The organism is Streptomyces noursei ATCC 11455 (genome assembly GCF_001704275.1).
Lineage (GTDB): Bacteria > Actinomycetota > Actinomycetes > Streptomycetales > Streptomycetaceae > Streptomyces > Streptomyces noursei.
In genome coordinates this window covers 1,344,205-1,359,161 of sequence record NZ_CP011533.1, presented here as the reverse complement: position 1 = coordinate 1,359,161, position 14,957 = coordinate 1,344,205, and the positions used below count along the sequence as shown (strand labels likewise).

The 14,957-nt window shown below is 73.6% G+C and carries 14 protein-coding genes; 3 read left to right on the top strand and 11 right to left on the bottom strand.

Going from position 1 to position 14,957, the window contains the following annotated elements; translation table 11 throughout:
- Positions 1-59: 59 nt before the first annotated feature.
- Positions 60-1,340: a methyltransferase gene (locus SNOUR_RS05605; RefSeq protein ID WP_067344353.1), complete on the bottom strand. Its 1,281-nt coding sequence runs from the start codon at positions 1,338-1,340 to the stop codon at positions 60-62.
- A complete protein-coding gene (locus SNOUR_RS05600; protein ID WP_067357733.1) occupies positions 1,337-2,293 on the bottom strand; it encodes a hypothetical protein in 957 nt (318 codons plus the stop codon). Before SNOUR_RS05600 ends, SNOUR_RS05605 begins: the two co-directional genes overlap by 4 nt.
- A 96-nt stretch (positions 2,294-2,389) precedes the next feature.
- Here SNOUR_RS05600 and SNOUR_RS05595 point away from each other — a divergent pair, with 96 nt between their 5' ends.
- On the top strand, positions 2,390-3,094 hold the full coding sequence (locus SNOUR_RS05595) for a TetR/AcrR family transcriptional regulator (RefSeq protein WP_312632061.1): 705 nt from the start codon (positions 2,390-2,392) through the stop codon (positions 3,092-3,094).
- A gap of 132 nt (positions 3,095-3,226) precedes the next feature.
- Here the strand turns inward: SNOUR_RS05595 and SNOUR_RS05590 are convergent, their stop codons facing one another.
- The 3 genes from SNOUR_RS05590 to SNOUR_RS05580 form a co-directional block, all read right to left on the bottom strand.
- Complete coding sequence (locus tag SNOUR_RS05590; RefSeq protein WP_067344351.1) at positions 3,227-5,611, bottom strand: ATP-binding cassette domain-containing protein; 2,385 nt, start codon at positions 5,609-5,611, stop codon at positions 3,227-3,229.
- Positions 5,612-5,781: 170 nt separating this feature from the next.
- On the bottom strand, positions 5,782-6,192 hold the full coding sequence (locus tag SNOUR_RS05585) for a VOC family protein (RefSeq protein ID WP_067344349.1): 411 nt from the start codon (positions 6,190-6,192) through the stop codon (positions 5,782-5,784).
- Between the two features lie 10 nt (positions 6,193-6,202).
- On the bottom strand, positions 6,203-6,646 hold the full coding sequence (locus tag SNOUR_RS05580) for a helix-turn-helix transcriptional regulator (RefSeq protein WP_039630079.1): 444 nt from the start codon (positions 6,644-6,646) through the stop codon (positions 6,203-6,205).
- A gap of 222 nt (positions 6,647-6,868) precedes the next feature.
- Between SNOUR_RS05580 and SNOUR_RS05575 the strand changes: the two genes are divergently transcribed.
- Positions 6,869-7,945: a hypothetical protein gene (locus SNOUR_RS05575; RefSeq protein ID WP_079142246.1), complete on the top strand. Its 1,077-nt coding sequence runs from the start codon at positions 6,869-6,871 to the stop codon at positions 7,943-7,945.
- Positions 7,946-7,984: 39 nt separating this feature from the next.
- On the opposite strand, the gene SNOUR_RS05570 is transcribed toward SNOUR_RS05575, so the two are convergent.
- A complete protein-coding gene (locus SNOUR_RS05570; RefSeq protein ID WP_067344343.1) occupies positions 7,985-8,821 on the bottom strand; it encodes an SGNH/GDSL hydrolase family protein in 837 nt (278 codons plus the stop codon).
- Between the two features lie 89 nt (positions 8,822-8,910).
- On the opposite strand from SNOUR_RS05570, the gene SNOUR_RS05565 reads away from it, so the two are divergent.
- Positions 8,911-9,534 (top strand): TetR/AcrR family transcriptional regulator, encoded by a 624-nt coding sequence (locus tag SNOUR_RS05565; protein WP_067344341.1) that lies wholly within the window; start codon positions 8,911-8,913, stop codon positions 9,532-9,534.
- On the opposite strand, the gene SNOUR_RS05560 is transcribed toward SNOUR_RS05565, so the two are convergent.
- The 5 genes from SNOUR_RS05560 to SNOUR_RS05540 form a co-directional block, all read right to left on the bottom strand.
- Entirely contained in the window at positions 9,509-10,750 is a 1,242-nt protein-coding gene (locus SNOUR_RS05560; RefSeq protein ID WP_079142244.1) for an FAD-dependent oxidoreductase, read from the bottom strand. The two genes, SNOUR_RS05565 and SNOUR_RS05560, sit on opposite strands and share 26 nt — an antisense overlap.
- 176 nt (positions 10,751-10,926) lie before the next feature.
- A complete protein-coding gene (locus SNOUR_RS05555; protein WP_067344339.1) occupies positions 10,927-11,946 on the bottom strand; it encodes a hemolysin family protein in 1,020 nt (339 codons plus the stop codon).
- Complete coding sequence (locus tag SNOUR_RS05550) at positions 11,943-13,280, bottom strand: hemolysin family protein (RefSeq protein WP_067344338.1); 1,338 nt, start codon at positions 13,278-13,280, stop codon at positions 11,943-11,945. The genes SNOUR_RS05555 and SNOUR_RS05550 overlap by 4 nt, the downstream gene beginning before the upstream one ends.
- A 261-nt stretch (positions 13,281-13,541) precedes the next feature.
- Positions 13,542-13,967, bottom strand: coding sequence for a GNAT family N-acetyltransferase (locus SNOUR_RS05545; RefSeq protein WP_067344336.1), 426 nt, complete (start codon positions 13,965-13,967; stop codon positions 13,542-13,544).
- Between the two features lie 72 nt (positions 13,968-14,039).
- Positions 14,040-14,930, bottom strand: coding sequence for an LLM class F420-dependent oxidoreductase (locus SNOUR_RS05540; RefSeq protein WP_067344334.1), 891 nt, complete (start codon positions 14,928-14,930; stop codon positions 14,040-14,042).
- Positions 14,931-14,957: the final 27 nt, after the last annotated feature.

The window sequence follows — 14,957 nt, the reverse complement described above, 5'->3', positions numbered from 1 at the left end:
CGCCTCCGGCAGGGGTCCGCCCCGGTGGGACGTCCGCCGTGGCGGCGGCCCGCCGCGCGCTACCGGGTGGCGGCGCGAGGCAGCTGCGGGATGTCGCGCGGGCCCGCCCCGAAGGCGTCGGCGCACAGCTGGACGAACCACCGCAGCCCCGGGACCACCAGCAGCCAGCCCAGCACAGCCCAGCCCAGGTGCAGATGGTTGAGCATCCGGCCGAGCGCGGCGATGCCCTCGGCCCGGACGGCGCCGTCGTCCGTCTCGTACGTCATCCGACGCAGGCGCCGCGGGTGCCGCTCGGCCGGTACGAGCTCCAGCGCCACCGGCCGTCGGCGGGCGATCCAGCGCCCGAACTGGCTGCACGGGCCGCAGCTTTCCGAGACGTACAGCCGGGCGGGGGCGCTGCCGGGCCAGGGTCGGAGCCTGGGCCGCCAGGCGGGCACCGCGGCCCGGTAGGCGACCCAGGGTGCGCCGTAGCTCTCCCGCATCCGGCCGCCCTCGTGCCAGGCGGCGAGCCCGGCGCCGTAGGCGAAGGCGGCGGCGGCCCCGGCGAGCACCCGTGCGTCGCGCGTCAGCAGCCCGAGCAGGGCGTGGAACAGCACGACCGACAGCTGCATCGGGTTGCGGACGTAGGCGTACGGACCGCTGGTGACCAGCCGGCGCGGCGGGTCGTAGGGCAGCGGGGTGCCGCCGCCGCGCTGGACGAACTCGCGCACCGCGACCACCCCGAGCAGCAGTGGTACCGCGAGCAACTGCCCGGCGATCGCCCAGCCCACCCGGCCGCCGGGCAGCGCGGGCCGGACGAGCCCGAGCGGCAGGGCGAACATCAGCGCGCCGCTGAGCAGCATCTGGGCGCCCGCGCGCAGGGCCAGGCGCCGGTCGCGCACCGTCCAGCGGGCGAGCAGCAGCCCGGGGACGAGCACCAGCGCCACGGCGAGCGCCTCGCCGGCGAGCCAGTGCGGGCCGAGCCGCACGACGGGGGCGGCGAGCGGCATCGCCGCCAGGTCGAACCAGGCCAGCCCCGCGGCGAGCAGCGGCAGCCCGATCCGGTCCGCGCCGGCGACGACCGGGAGTGTGCCCCACAGCAGCGCCCAGCCGAGGAGGAGGTCGAGCGGGAGCCCGGCGGCCGAGCCGCCGTCGACGTGGAAGGTCCACCAGGTGCGCTCGACGGCGAGGAGGTTGACCGCGGGGAGCCAGACCGCGTTCCAGGCGGTCGCCAGGATCGCGGCGGCGATCGTCCGCCGGTCCGGTGGCCGCCGGAGCAGGGCGGCACTGGTGGCGAGGAGCGGGCCGAACAGGCAGGCGGCGCGGATGAGCGCCGGATCGGCGCTGGGGAGGGCGGTCATCGCGCGCTCGTACCGGCCGGCGCGGTGGGGTGGGAGAAGGTGTCGGAGAGGTAGGCCGCCGCCTGCTCCATCCCGTACTGCTGGATCGGGCCGAAGTACCAGCCGGGGTCGAAGGTGCGGCGGTAGTGCAGGGTCCAGGTGACCTCGGTGCGGCCGGCGGCGGTCGGCCGCCAGGTCACCTCGGCCGATCCCAGGTCGAGCCAGCGGGCGAGCGTGGTGTCGTGGGTGACGACGAAGCGGACGTGGCCCGGGGTGTGCGCGGCGACGACCAGGCGCATCGAGCGCGGCGTGGGCTGCGACCCGATGCCCAGGGACCGGTGCGGGTTGAAGGCGATCTCCCGGTGGGCGCCGACTCCCAGGCCCGTTCCCTCGGAGTGCCGCGGCCGGGGGAAGGGGATCTGCAGGAACACCGGCTCGGGCGCCGCGAAGCGGGGCGGCGCGGCGAGGGTCCGCTCGAACTGCGCGGGGCTCGTCGCGACGGTGCGGGTGACGGTGGCGGTCCCGTCCCGGGGGAGTTCGTAGGCGCCGGTGCCCTCCAGTGCCAGGAGCGCGATGAGCGGCACGGTCGCGAAGGCGTGCGTGCGCCCGCCCTGGCCCTTGCGCGCCCTGCGCCGGGCGAGGTCCACGGGCGCGGCGATGATCACGGCCAGCAGGTAGAACAGCGGCGCCGCCATGACCAGGCAGATGATGCCCTCGTCCAGCAGCGGGCCGGCGAGCGCCAGGCCGACGGTCACCGCGGCGAGGGCGGTGCCGGTGACGCTCTTGGGTCGGGCGCCGACGGCCACCGCGAGGGCGATGAACGCGGGCAGGCCCACGTAGAAGAGCGCGGTCTGCTCCAAGTCCCCGGCGTGCAGCACCTTGTAGAGCAGCATCGCCGCGAACAGCACCACCAGCACCCCGACCAGTTGTCGTCGGGCCCGCGTCATGGGCGCGCGCTTCGCTGTCTCGTCCATCGTCCCCACCCCTGCCTTTCCTCCGTCGACTCGTTCATCGACTGATTTAACCACTCGATTAAACCCTATGATGAAGACTCAGTGAGAGGACGGTCGATGACGGTGGACAGCAACGGCGGCGAGGGCACCGCGGGAACGACGGGTGCCGGGGGCGCGAAGCGGGGGAAGGGCGCCAAGGGAGCCGGCGGCGCAGGGGAGACCAAGGACCGGCTGATCGAGGCGGCCACCGCCGTCCTGAAGAGCCAGGGCTACGCGGGTACCAGCGCCCGGACCATCGCCAAGGAGGCCGGCGTCAACTCGGCGCTCGTCTTCTACCACTTCGGCGGCGTCGATCCGCTGCTGCTCGCGGCGCTCGACCGTTCCTCCGCCGAGCGGATGGCCCTGCACCGCGCCACGGTCGCCGACGTGCGCACCCTGGAGGAGCTGGCCGACGCCGCCACCCGCGTCTACCGGGACGACCTCGACGGCGGCCACATCACGCTCTTCTCCGAGCTGGTGGCCGCCGCGGTGGCCAAGCCCGAGCTGCGCGAACCGCTGTCGGAGCGCGCCGAGCCGTGGCTGGCGTTCATCGAGGCGACCCTCGACCGCGTCATCGGCGGCACCCCGCTGGCCCGCCTCACCCCGCCCCGCGACCTGGCCAACGCGGCGATCACCTTCTACCTCGGCGTCAACCTCTTCACGGTCCTGGACGCCGACCGGTCGCGCACCGACTCGGTGTTCGCGATGGCCCGACGCCTCGCCCCGCGCGCCAAGTTGCTCACCCTGCGGATGCCGCGGCGCCGGTCACGGGGCGACGCCTAGTAGGGCCTGTCCGGCGGGTCAGGGTCGGCAAGGCCGCAGCGTCCCACCTGCCGTCCTGGCGCACGAAGCCGCGGCCGGACCCCGGGTGGGATCCGGCCGCGGCCCGGGGCGATGTTCGTGCCGTCGTCGCGGTCAGGCGCCGACGTACGCGGCGAGGTGCTCGCCGGTGACGGTGGACCGGGTGGCGACGAGGGCGGCGGGGGTGCCCTCGAAGACGATGCGTCCGCCGTCGTGTCCCGCGCCCGGGCCGAGGTCGACGATCCAGTCGGCGTGCGCCATGACCGCCTGGTGGTGCTCGACGACGATGACCGACTTGCCGGAGTCCACCAGCCGGTCGAGCAGGCCGAGCAACTGCTCGACATCGGCGAGGTGCAGGCCCGCGGTCGGCTCGTCGAGGACGTAGACACCGCCCTTGTCGGCCATGTGCGTGGCCAGCTTCAGCCGCTGCCGCTCGCCGCCGGACAGCGTGGTGAGCGGCTGGCCCAGGGTGAGGTAGCCCAGCCCGACGTCCGCGAGCCGTTCGAGGATCTTGTGGGCGGCCGGGGTGCGCCCCTCGCCCTCGGCGAAGAACTCCAGGGCCTCGGCCACCGGCATCGCGAGCACCTCGGAGATGTCCCGGCCGCCGAGCCGGTACTCCAGGACCGAGGCGTCGAACCGCTTGCCCTCGCAGTCCTCGCAGGTGCTGGAGACCCCGGCCATCATCGCCAGGTCGGTGTAGATGACGCCGGCGCCGTTGCAGGTGGGGCAGGCGCCCTCGGAGTTGGCGCTGAACAGCGCGGGCTTGACGCCGTTGGCCTTGGCGAACGCCTTGCGGATCGGGTCGAGCAGCCCGGTGTACGTCGCCGGGTTGCTGCGCCGCGAACCGCGGATCGGGCTCTGGTCGACCGAGACGACGCCGAGGTCCGCGGGGATCGACCCGTGGACCAGCGAGCTCTTGCCGGACCCCGCGACGCCGGTGATCACGGTGAGCACGCCGAGCGGGATGTCCACGTCGACGTCCTGGAGGTTGTTGGCGCGGGCGCCGCGGATCTCCAGGGTGCCGGTCGGCTCGCGCACCGCGTCCTTGAGCGCGGAGCGGTCGCCGAGGTGGCGCCCGGTGACGGTGTCGCTGCCGCGCAGCCCGTCGACGGTGCCCTCGAAGCAGACGGTGCCGCCCGCCGTGCCGGCGCCGGGGCCGAGGTCGACGACGTGGTCGGCGATCTCGATGACCTCCGGCTTGTGCTCCACGACGAGCACCGTGTTGCCCTTGTCCCGCAGCCGCAGCAGCAGGCCGTTCATCCGCTGGACGTCGTGCGGGTGCAGGCCCGCGGTCGGCTCGTCGAAGACGTAGGTGACGTCGGTGAGCGAGGAGCCGAGGTGGCGGATCATCTTGACGCGCTGCGCCTCACCGCCGGAGAGCGTGCCCGCGGGCCGGTCCAGCGCGAGATAGCCGAGGCCGATCTCCACGAACGAGTCGAGGGTGTGCTGGAGCGCGGTGAGCAGCGGGGCGACGGACGGTTCCTTGAGACCGCGCACCCAGTCGGCCAGGTCCCGGATCTCCATCCGGCAGGCGTCCGCGAGCGAGATCTTCTTGATCTTCGAGGCGCGGGCGTGCTCGGCGAGCCGGGTGCCGTCGCAGTCCGGACAGGTGGTGAAGGTGACCGTACGGTCCACGAACGCCCGGATGTGCGGCTGCATCGCCTCCTTGTCCTTGGACAGCATCGACTTCTGGACGCGCGGGATCAGCCCCTCGTAGGTCATGTTGATGCCCGCGATCTTCATCCGGGTCGGCTCGCGGTGCAGCAGATCGTGCAGTTCCTTCTTGGTGAACTTGCGGATCGGCTTGTCCGGGTCGAAGAAGCCCGACTCCGCGTACAGCCGGGAGTTCCAGCCGCCGCCGGTGTAGCCGGGGATGGTGAAGGCGCCCTCGTTGATCGACTTGGTGGCGTCGTAGAGCTGGGTCAGGTCGAGGTCGGAGACCGCACCGCGGCCCTCGCAGCGCGGGCACATGCCGCCGACCCTGTTGAAGGTGACCTTCTCCGCCTTCTTCGCGCTCCCCACCTTGATCGCGCCGGCCGCGGAGACCGAGGGCACGTTGAAGGCGAACGCCCCGGGCGGGCCGACGTAGGGCTTGCCGAGCCGGCTGAACAGGATCCGCAGCATCGCGTTGGCGTCGGTGGCGGTGCCGACCGTGGAGCGCGGGTCGGCGCCCATCCGCTGCTGGTCGACGCTGATCGCGGTGGTCAGCCCGTCGAGGACGTCCACCTCCGGCCGGGCCAGCGTCGGCATGAAGCCCTGCACGAACGCGCTGTAGGTCTCGTTGATCAGCCGCTGCGACTCCGCCGCGATCGTGTCGAAGACCAGCGAGCTCTTGCCCGACCCCGAGACACCGGTGAACACCGTCAGCCGACGCTTGGGGAGCTCGATGCTGACGTCCTTGAGGTTGTTCTCGCGCGCGCCGTGCACGCGGATCAGGTCGTGGCTGTCGGCATCGTGCGGCACGGGCGGCTGCGCGGCCTTCCTCGTGACCTTGCTCATCGTGTCTCCATCTGCGAGGCGCAGCAGCCTTCGCGGTATCGCTTCGTAGGTGTTGCGCGGGAAAGGTGTCCCCGGGGCCCGGGGAGCACCGCCGTTGCGGGACCGCGCCGGTGCGGGCCCGACCGTGGTGGGACCGCGCCGGCGGGTCGCGGCGGCGGCCGCCGGACGGCTCAGCGCAGCTCGTTGACCCGGATCAGGTTGCCCGCGGGATCGCGGAAGGCGCAGTCGCGCACCCCGTAGGGCTGCTCGGTCGGCTCCTGGACGACCTCGGCGTCGCCGGACTGCAGCCGCTCGAAGGTGGCGTCGAGGTCCTTGGTGGCCAGGACGATGATGCCGTAGGTGCCCTTGGCCATCATCTCGGTGATGGTGCGGCGCTCCGCGTCGGTGACGCCGGGGTCGGCGGCCGGCGGGTGCAGCACGATGGAGGTGTCGGGCTGGCCGGCGGGGCCGACCGTGATCCAGCGCATCGTGCCGCTGCCGACGTCGTTGCGTACCTCGAAGCCGAGGGTGTCGCGGTAGAAGGCCAGGGAGGCTTCCGGGTCGTCGTGCGGGAGGAAACTGGCGTGAATGGTGATGTCCATGCCCGCCAGGCTAGGTCTGGCCGGTCGGCGGCGCTTCTCGATTCCTGACCGGTCTGGTCACCTGTTTCGCCACGCACGCCGGCATCCCCGCCGTCGCGCGCGCCGCCTCGCGCCGGTAGGTGCTGGGAGGCATGCCGACCAGCTCGGTGAAGCGCGTGCTGAAGGTGCCCAGCGATGCGCAGCCGACCGTGAAGCAGACCTCGGTGACGCTGAGGTCGCCGCGGCGCAGCAGCGCCATCGCGCGCTCGATGCGCCGGGTCATCAGGTAGGAGTACGGCGATTCGCCGTAGGCCAGGCGGAACTGGCGGCTGAGGTGCCCCGCCGACATGTTCACGCCACGTGCGAGCGCCTCGACGTCCAGCGGCTGTGCGTACTCCCGGTCGATCCGGTCCCGGACGCGACGCAGCCGCGCCAGATCGCTGAGCCGCTGGCTCGCGGCGGGTCTGCTGCTCACCGGCGAAATCGTGCCACGTCGGGCCGGGGTTGCCCAGCCGACCGGGAGTCCGCCCGGCGGGGGCCGGGTGCGGGCCGAGGGAGCACCGCGCCGCAGTGGGACATCCGGACATCCGGTTCGCCACGGGTTACCCCGGGACGTCCGGGCGCAGGATGCCGAGCAGAATGTGCGCGGGGCCCGACGATCAACGGGGGCCGCGAGCGGTCGGAGGGGGAGTCGAGGATGACGGATCGGACGGAAGAGGCGCGCCGCCGCTGGCGGGCGCGGCTTCCCGTGGGCATCGGCGTGCTGCTCGTGCTGGTGTCGGCGGGGCTGTTCGCCGTGGTGCCCCTCGCGGAGGCGAGCAACCGGGCGTACGCCGGGGCGTCCGCCTGCCCGGCCGGCACGCGGTCGGACTCCTGCACGACGACGGCGCCGGCGGTCGTCAAGGGCGCGGTGTACGAGCACAGCGGCAAGAGCGTCCGGTACTGGCTGCTGCTCACCGAGCGCGGCACGGGCATCGCGCGGCGGGTGCGGATGCCCCGGCGGTCGCCGGTGTTCGACGCCGTGCACGCGGGGGACACGGTGGCGCTGACGTACTGGCGGGGCGAGGTCCGCACGGTGCGGTTCGGGGCCGCGACCCAGGAGGCGTGGACATCACCGGCCGACGACGGTCGGCTGCCGGCGGCGCTGGGCTTCGTGGCGCTGCCCTTCGGACTGGGCGCGCTGCTGCTGGGCCGGTGGCGCCGGCGCCACCCGTCCACCGCGGCCCATGCCGCTCCGTGGCAGCTCGCCGCGGCGCTGGTGGTGCTCCTCGTGCTGGGTGTGCTCGGCGCCACGGCGAGCTTCCTGGCGGACGCGGTGCGGGACGCGTTCCTGTTCGTGGCGGGCGCCGCGGTACCCGTCGCGCTGCTGGCCGTGCTGTTCGCGCGGTGGATGGCGGGGCGGATGCGCCGCGCCGCGGACACCAGTGACATCGTCCCGGTGCCGCCCACCGGGAGGCGGTGCGTGCGCGCGAGCGTGTACGGGGACGTGCCCTACAGTGTCGCCGGCTTCGACCACCTGGTGGTGGGGGACGGGCGCCCGGCGGCCACCCCGGACCCCGACGGACGCGTCGCCCGCCGGACGCTCCCGGAGACGCTGACCGTGCGGTGCGTCCGCTCGCTCGGCCCCGGCGACCCCGAATTCTGGCCGACCGCCTACAGGTACGACTGCGCCGTCATCGAATGCCGGGACGGCGACCGCACGGTCCTGATCGCCGGTCGGCGGCGCGACGCCGCCCTGATCCTCGGCGCGCTGACCACCGCCGTACCGGGCTGACGAGCGCAGCACTTCTGACGTGACGTCAGGTGCGGTGGGTCACGCCCCGGCCCGGCGCCAGCCCGTCACGGGGCCGGGGTTCGCGTCGTCCGCGGGGCCTATCCAGAAGGCTCGGCCCGACTCGGCGCTGAACTGGGCGCCCGTGCGGCCGTCGCCCGAGGAGCGCCCGGTGAGCCGGCGGCCGATCCACGGCACCAGATGTTCGCGGGCGAACCGCAGGTCGGCGGTGCGCCTGGCGGCCCAGCGCGGCGGCACCGCGGCCGGCAGCGGCGCGTCCCAGTCCGCCTCGGCGGGCAGTCCCAGCGCCTGCCAGACCGCCTCGGCGGCCCGGCGGTGCCCCTCGGCGTTCAGATGCAGCCGGTCCTCGGCCCACAGTCGCGGATCGGCCAGCGCCCGGGACCCGTAGAGATCCACCACCACCGCGTCGTGCCGGCTCGCCAGCTCGTCGATCGTCGCGAAGAGCGCCTCCATCCGCGGACGGAAGCGCTCCAGCACCGGCCCGCGGCGGCCCGGACTGCGCATCAGCACCAACTGCCCGCCGCCGCGCGCCAACAGGTCCGCGCACTCCCCGAGCCGCGCGCACACCCGCGCCACGTCGCAGTTGGGGCGCAGTACGTCGTTGAGCCCGCCGACCAGCGTCACCAGGTCCGCGCCCATCGAGGCGGCGGGGCCGCACTGCTCGTCGGCGATCTGGTCGATGAGCTTGCCGCGCACGGCGAGGTTGGCGTACCGGAAGCCGGGCGCCCGCGCCGCGAGCCGGGCGGCGAGCAGATCCGCCCAGCCGCGGTAGGAGCCGTCCGGGAGGGTGTCCGACATGCCCTCGGTGAAGCTGTCGCCGACCGCGACGAAACTGTTGTATTGCACATTCGTCTCCATGGCGCGGTGATCCTATCCCGCGGTGTACGGTCGGTGGCGGCCGGAGTCCGGGTCGTGCACAGACAGGGAAAGACAGAGGTGGGCGTGGGATGAGTCCTCGGCGGAGCGCGGATCCCGAGGCGGCGACGTTCACCGAGCGGGCCCGCCGGCAACAGCTGATCGACTGCACCATCGAGCTGATCTCCACCCGCGGCTACCCGTCGACCTCGCTGTCCGCGATCGCCGAGCGGGCCGGGGTCTCCAAGGCGGCGGTGCTCTACCACTTCTCCTCGAAGGACAACCTCACCCAGGCGGCGCTGACCCAGGTGCTGGACCAGTTCGGCGACTACGTCCGGGAGCGGGTCGCACAGGCCGCGGACCCGCTGGCGGCGCTCCTCGCCTACGTCCAGGCGATGATCGCCTACCAGCGGGACCACCGCCGGCAGGTCCGGGTGATCACCGAGATGCTGCTCGACGACCACGGCGGCACCCGCCTGAAGACGCCCGGGTCGCACGACACCTACGGCCGCTGGCAGACCCTCGCCGCGCTCCTGGCGGACGGTCAGGAGGCGGGCGTGCTGCGGGAGTTCGACACCCGCACGATGTCGCTGGCGATCGGCGGCGCGATCGACGGGGTGATCGGGCACTGGCTCGCCCACCCGGACCTCGATCTGGACGCCGCCGCCGCCGAGTTGGAGACCTTCACCCTCAATGCCGTGGTGCGCCGGGCCTGACCCTGGCGAACTCCGGGGTCGGCTCGGGCCGGAAGCCGATGCCGCCGAGGTAGCCGGTGACGGTCCGCAGCGCCGGCACCCGCCGCAGCAACCGCATCGGCACCGGCAGCCGGTCCCCGTGCAGCGTGCCGTCGAGCGCGGAGCGGATCATGGCGTGCTCGCCCTGCTGCGACTTCTGGACCAGCGCCATCGGCCACTCCCGCCGCCGCTGCACCCGGGCCAGGTCGTCGCCGCCGACCGTCCCGCGGCGCAGTGGACCGGCCAGGATCCGGGCGGCGGCCACCGCGTCCTGGAGGGCGAGGTTGACGCCGACCCCGCCGACCGGCGACATGGTGTGCGCGGCGTCCCCCAGGCAGAGCAGGCCGGGCCGGTGCCAGCGCCGCAGCCGCCCGAACGTGACCTCCAGCAGCTTGACCTCGTCCCAGGAGCCGATGGTGCCGGTGACCTCGTCGTCCCAGTCGAACAGCCTACCCAGCCGGTCCCGCAGCCACTGGATGTCATGGCGGCGCATGGCGGCGTCCTGGCCCTTGCCGATCAGGTAGGACGTCTGGAAGTAGCTGCCGCGGTCCATGGTGACCGCGGCCTGGCCGCCGCCGAACCGGCCGAAGACCCGGCTCTCCTTGAGGGCGTCGGCCGGGGCGTCCACCCGGATCTGCCAGACGTCCATCGGGACGTCGAAGTACTGCTGCCGCATTCCGGCCAGTTCCCGGATCAGCGAGTCCCGGCCGTCGCACGCGACGGTCAGGTCCGCGGCCAGCTCTCCGGGCTCGCCGTGCTCGTCGACGTAGTGCACCCCGGTCACCCGGCCGTCGTGGGTGCGCAGCCCGGTGGCCCGGGTGCGCATCCGCAGGTCGAAGGAGGGCTCCTGGGCGGCCGCGCCGGAGATCAGGTTGAGGAAGTCCCACTGCGGGACCATGGCGAAGTACTTGTGCCGGCCGGGGATGCGCCGCATGTCGGCCAACACCACGGTGGTGTCGCCGATCTGGACCCGCATCTCCTCCAGCTTCGGGAACGGCAGCTCGGCGAACTTCGCGCCGAGGCCGAGGTCGTCGAGCAGGTTCAGGGTGGACGGGTGGACGGTGTCGCCGCGGAAGTCGCGCAGGAAGTCCCCGTGCTTCTCCAGGACGGTCACCTCGATGCCGGCCCTGGCCAGCAGCAGCCCGAGCATCATGCCGGCCGGGCCGCCGCCCACCACGCAGCAGGTCGTGCGATCCATGGTGTTTCCCCCTCGTCGCGTGCGCGTACGGATGCGTGACCGGGCCGCCGCGGCGGGGTTGCCCACACGCGACTGACCGATCGGTTAGCAATCTAACCGATCGGTCAGTGTCGGGGTTCTCGGGGGTCCCCACCGGTTCCGGCCGGGCCGTCACCGGCCCCGGACCGGCGCGGGGATCAGGCCGCGGGCCGCTGCAGCACCAGCTCCCTCAGCACGTCCTCCATCGTCACCAGCCCGGCCAGCTTGCCGTCGTCGCCGATCACCGCCGCCAGGTGCGTACGGGAGCCGCGCATCGCGGTCAGCACGTCGTCCAGCGGGGTCGCCGCCCGGACCCGGGCGATCGGGCGCAGCGCCGACACCGGGAACGGCGCGCTGCGCGGGGCCGCGTCCAAGGCGTCCTTGACGTGCAGATAGCCCAGGATCCGCCGGGTGTCGTCGACGACCGGGAACCGCGAGAAGCCGGACTCGGCGGCCAGGTGCTCCAACTCCTCGGCGGTGGTCCCGATGCGCGCCGAGACCACCTCGCTCACCGGCAGCACCACGTCCCGCACCGGGCGGCGGCCCAGCTCCAGGGCGTCCCGGAGCCGCTCCTGGGCCCGCTCGTCGAGCAGTCCGGCGGCCCGCGAGTCCTCGACCAGCTGGGCCAACTGGGCGTCCGAGAAGGTCGCCGCGACCTCGTCCTTGACCTCCACCCGCAACAGCCTGAGCAGGCCGTTGGCCAGCGCGTTGATGGCGAAGATCACCGGGCGCAGGGCCCGGGTCAGCGCCACCAGCGGCGGGCCGAGCAGCAGCGCGCTGCGCACCGGTTCGGCCAGTGCCACGTTCTTCGGGACCATCTCGCCGAAGAGCATGTGGAGATAGGTCGCCACGGCCAGCGCGATCACGAACGAGATCGGGTGGATCAGCGCGTGCGGGATCCCCACCGCGTCGAAGCCCGGTTCGAGGAGGTGCGCGATGGCCGGTTCGGCGACCGCGCCCAGCACCAGCGTGCACAGCGTGATGCCCAGCTGCGCCGCGGCCAGCAGCGCCGAGACGTGCTGCAGGCCCCACAGTACGCTGCCCGCCCGGCGGTCCCCGGCCTCCGCGTACGGCTCGATCTGGCTGCGGCGCACCGAGATCAGCGCGAACTCGGCGCCCACGAAGAAGGCGTTGACGACCAGCGTCAACAGCCCCACGAACAACTGGAGCGCGGTCATCGGCCGGCCTCCTCGCCGTCCGGGACACCGGCCGGCGGGGCGTGCAGCAGCACCCGCGCCGCGCGGTGGCCGGCGGCGTCCAGCACGTCCATCGTCCAGCCGGCCACCGCCACGGTGTCGCCGCGCTCGGGGATCCGCCCCAACTCGGTGGCGATCAGCCCGGCCAGGGTCTCGTACGGGCCCTCCGGCAGACGCAGCCCGATCCGCGCCAGTTGGTCGGAGCGGGCGGCGCCGTCCGCGTGGTAGACCGCCCGTCCGTCGGCGTCGGTACCGGCCGGCGCCAGGTCCGGGAGCTCCAGCGGATCGTGCTCGTCGCGGACCTCCCCGACCACTTCCTCGACGATGTCCTCCAGGGTGGCGACCCCGGCCGTGCCGCCGTACTCGTCGATGACCACGGCCATCGTCCGCCGGCCGGACAGTCGGTCCAGCAGCCGGTCCACGGTCAGCGTCTCGGGCACCAGCAGCGGCTCGCGCAGCAGCTCGGAGACCGGGCGACGGGGCCGCAGATGGGCCGGCACGGCCAGTACGTCCTTGATGTGCGCCACACCCACCACGCTGTCGAGGCTGCCGCGGTAGACCGGGAAGCGGGACAGCCCGGTGGCCCGGGTCGCGTTGGCCACGTCCTCGGCCGTGGACTGCACCTCCAGCGCCACCACCTGCACCCGCGGCGTCATCACGTTCTCCGCCGTCAGATCGGCGAGGTTGAGCGTCCGGACGAACAGCTCGGCGGTGTCCGCCTCCAGCGCGCCCTCCTTGGCGGAGTGCCGGGCCAGCGCCACCAGCTCCTGCGGGCCGCGGGCGGACGCCAGCTCCTCGGCCGGCTCCAGGCCCAGCCGGCGCACGGTCCGGTTGGCGGTGTTGTTCAGATGCGTGATCAGCGGTTTGAAGGCGGCGCTGAAGCCGCGCTGGGCGGTGGCCACCCGTTTGGCGACGGCCAGCGGGCTGGAGATCGCCCAGTTCTTGGGAACCAGTTCGCCGACGACCATCAGGACGACGGTGGACAGCGCGGTCCCGAGGACCAGCGCGATCGAGTCGGCGGCTGAGCCCGGCAGCCCGATGGCGGTCAGCGGCCCGTCCAGCACGGTCGCGATCGCCGGCTTGGAGAGCATGCCGATGATCAGGCCCGTCACGGTGATGCCGAGCTGGGCGCCGGACAGCTGGAAGGTCAGTCCGCGCACCGCCTTCAGGGCGCTGTCGGCGCCGCGCTCGCCGCGGGCGGCGGCGCGCTCCAGATCGCCGCGCTCGACCGTCGTCAGCGAGAACTCCGCGGCGACGAAGACGCCGCACGCCAGGGTCAGCAGGAGTGCCACGGCCAGCAGGAGCAGGTCGGTCATCGGGTCACCTCCGTCCCATGGTCGGACACGTTCGGGAGGTTCGCGCCCCGTCGGGAGGACGCATGACGACTAGGAGGTTCGGCCATGGCCGGACGCTCACACACCTTTCGTAGCGGAGGGTTTCGCGGGAGTCCGTTCTCCCGGAAACCCATGGTAAAGGATCGGTAAAGCGGCGGAGGTGGGGAGGAACCAGAGGGGGGAAGGAGAGGAGCCCGTCCCCGGTGGCGGGGCGGGCTCCTCGGAAGCGGCGGTCGGGGGCGGTCAGGCGTCCAGCGGCTTGACCCAGCGGCTCCACTGCGGCTCCGGCGCGTACCCGGCCGCCCGCCAGGCGTGGTGCGCCAGGTCGTTGCGGTCCAGCACCATCGCGTCGCCGCGCCGCCCGCCGAGCGCGACGAACCGCTCCTCGGCCGCCGCCAGAAGTGCGCCGCCGATCCCGCGCCGGCGGTGGTCCGGGTGGACCGCCAGCCGGTACAGATGGCACCGCCAGCCGTCGAAGCCGGCGATCACCGTGCCCACCAGCTCGCCGCCCCGCTCGGCGAGCAGCAGCGCCTCCGGGTCGCGCGCCACCAGGCGCGCCACGCCGTCGCCGTCGTCGCTGATGCTGGTGCCCTCGGCGGCCACCTTCCAGAAGGCCAGGACGGCGTCGAGATCGGCCGGCCCGCCGGCCCTGATGTGGAGATCGGTCATGGCGGGATCCCATCACCGGCCCGCCGTCCTGTCGATCGGATTCCGCGCCGCGGACCGGCGCCGGCCCTCCGGTCAGCTGCCCTTGAGCTCCTCGACGACCGGCGCGAACGCCTCCAGGAACGGGTCCAGGACGGTGATGTACGAGAAGCCGTACCGCTCCCGGTGCTCCCGCAGCTGGTCGGCCATCTGCGCCGGCGTCCCGATCAACAGCGTCGGCACCGCCAGTGCCTGTTCCTCGTCCACCCCGACCGCGTGCGCGGCGAACTCCCGGGCGGCGGCCCGCCGATCGTCGGTGACCAGCACCCGCTGGACGAGGATGTTCAGCTCGGCGGGCTCGGCGCGGTCCGCGGCGTACTCCTGGTACGCGGCCACCGAGGCGGCCACCTTCTCGGCCGGCAGCAGCTCCAGCGTGCCCTCCGGCCTGCCCGGTGCCTGCCGTGCGCCGGTGAACGCCGCGATCTCCGCGTGCCGCGCCGCGAGTCGCAGCATCCGCGGGCCGTTGCCGCCGATCAGCAGCGGCGGACGGGGCCGCTGGGCGGCCCGGGGCAGGTGCTCGGGGCCGCCGAGCAGCCGGTCCACCTCGGTGACCGTGCGCTCCAGGTGGTCCACCCGCTGGCCGGGCGTCCCGAAGGGCAGTCCGGCCGCGTCGTGTTCGGCCTTGACGTACCCGGTGCCCAGGCCCAGCTCCAGCCGCCCGCCGGTGAGCGCGTCGGTGGTGGCGACCTCGCGGGCCAGCAGGGCCGGGTTCCAGAATCCGGCGTTCAGGACGAAGGTGCCCACCCGCGGGCGCTCGGTCGCCTCGGCCGCGGCCACCAGCGCGGGGAACGGCGACGGCCACCCCAGATGGTCCGGGACGAGCAGCACGTCATAGCCCAACTCCTCGGCCCGGCGGCACTTCTCGCGCCAGGCCGGCCCGGTGTCGAGGGTGAGCATGTTGACGCCGAAGCGGAACGGACGTGGCATGTGGGCCCCCTTGAGACGTGATCACCG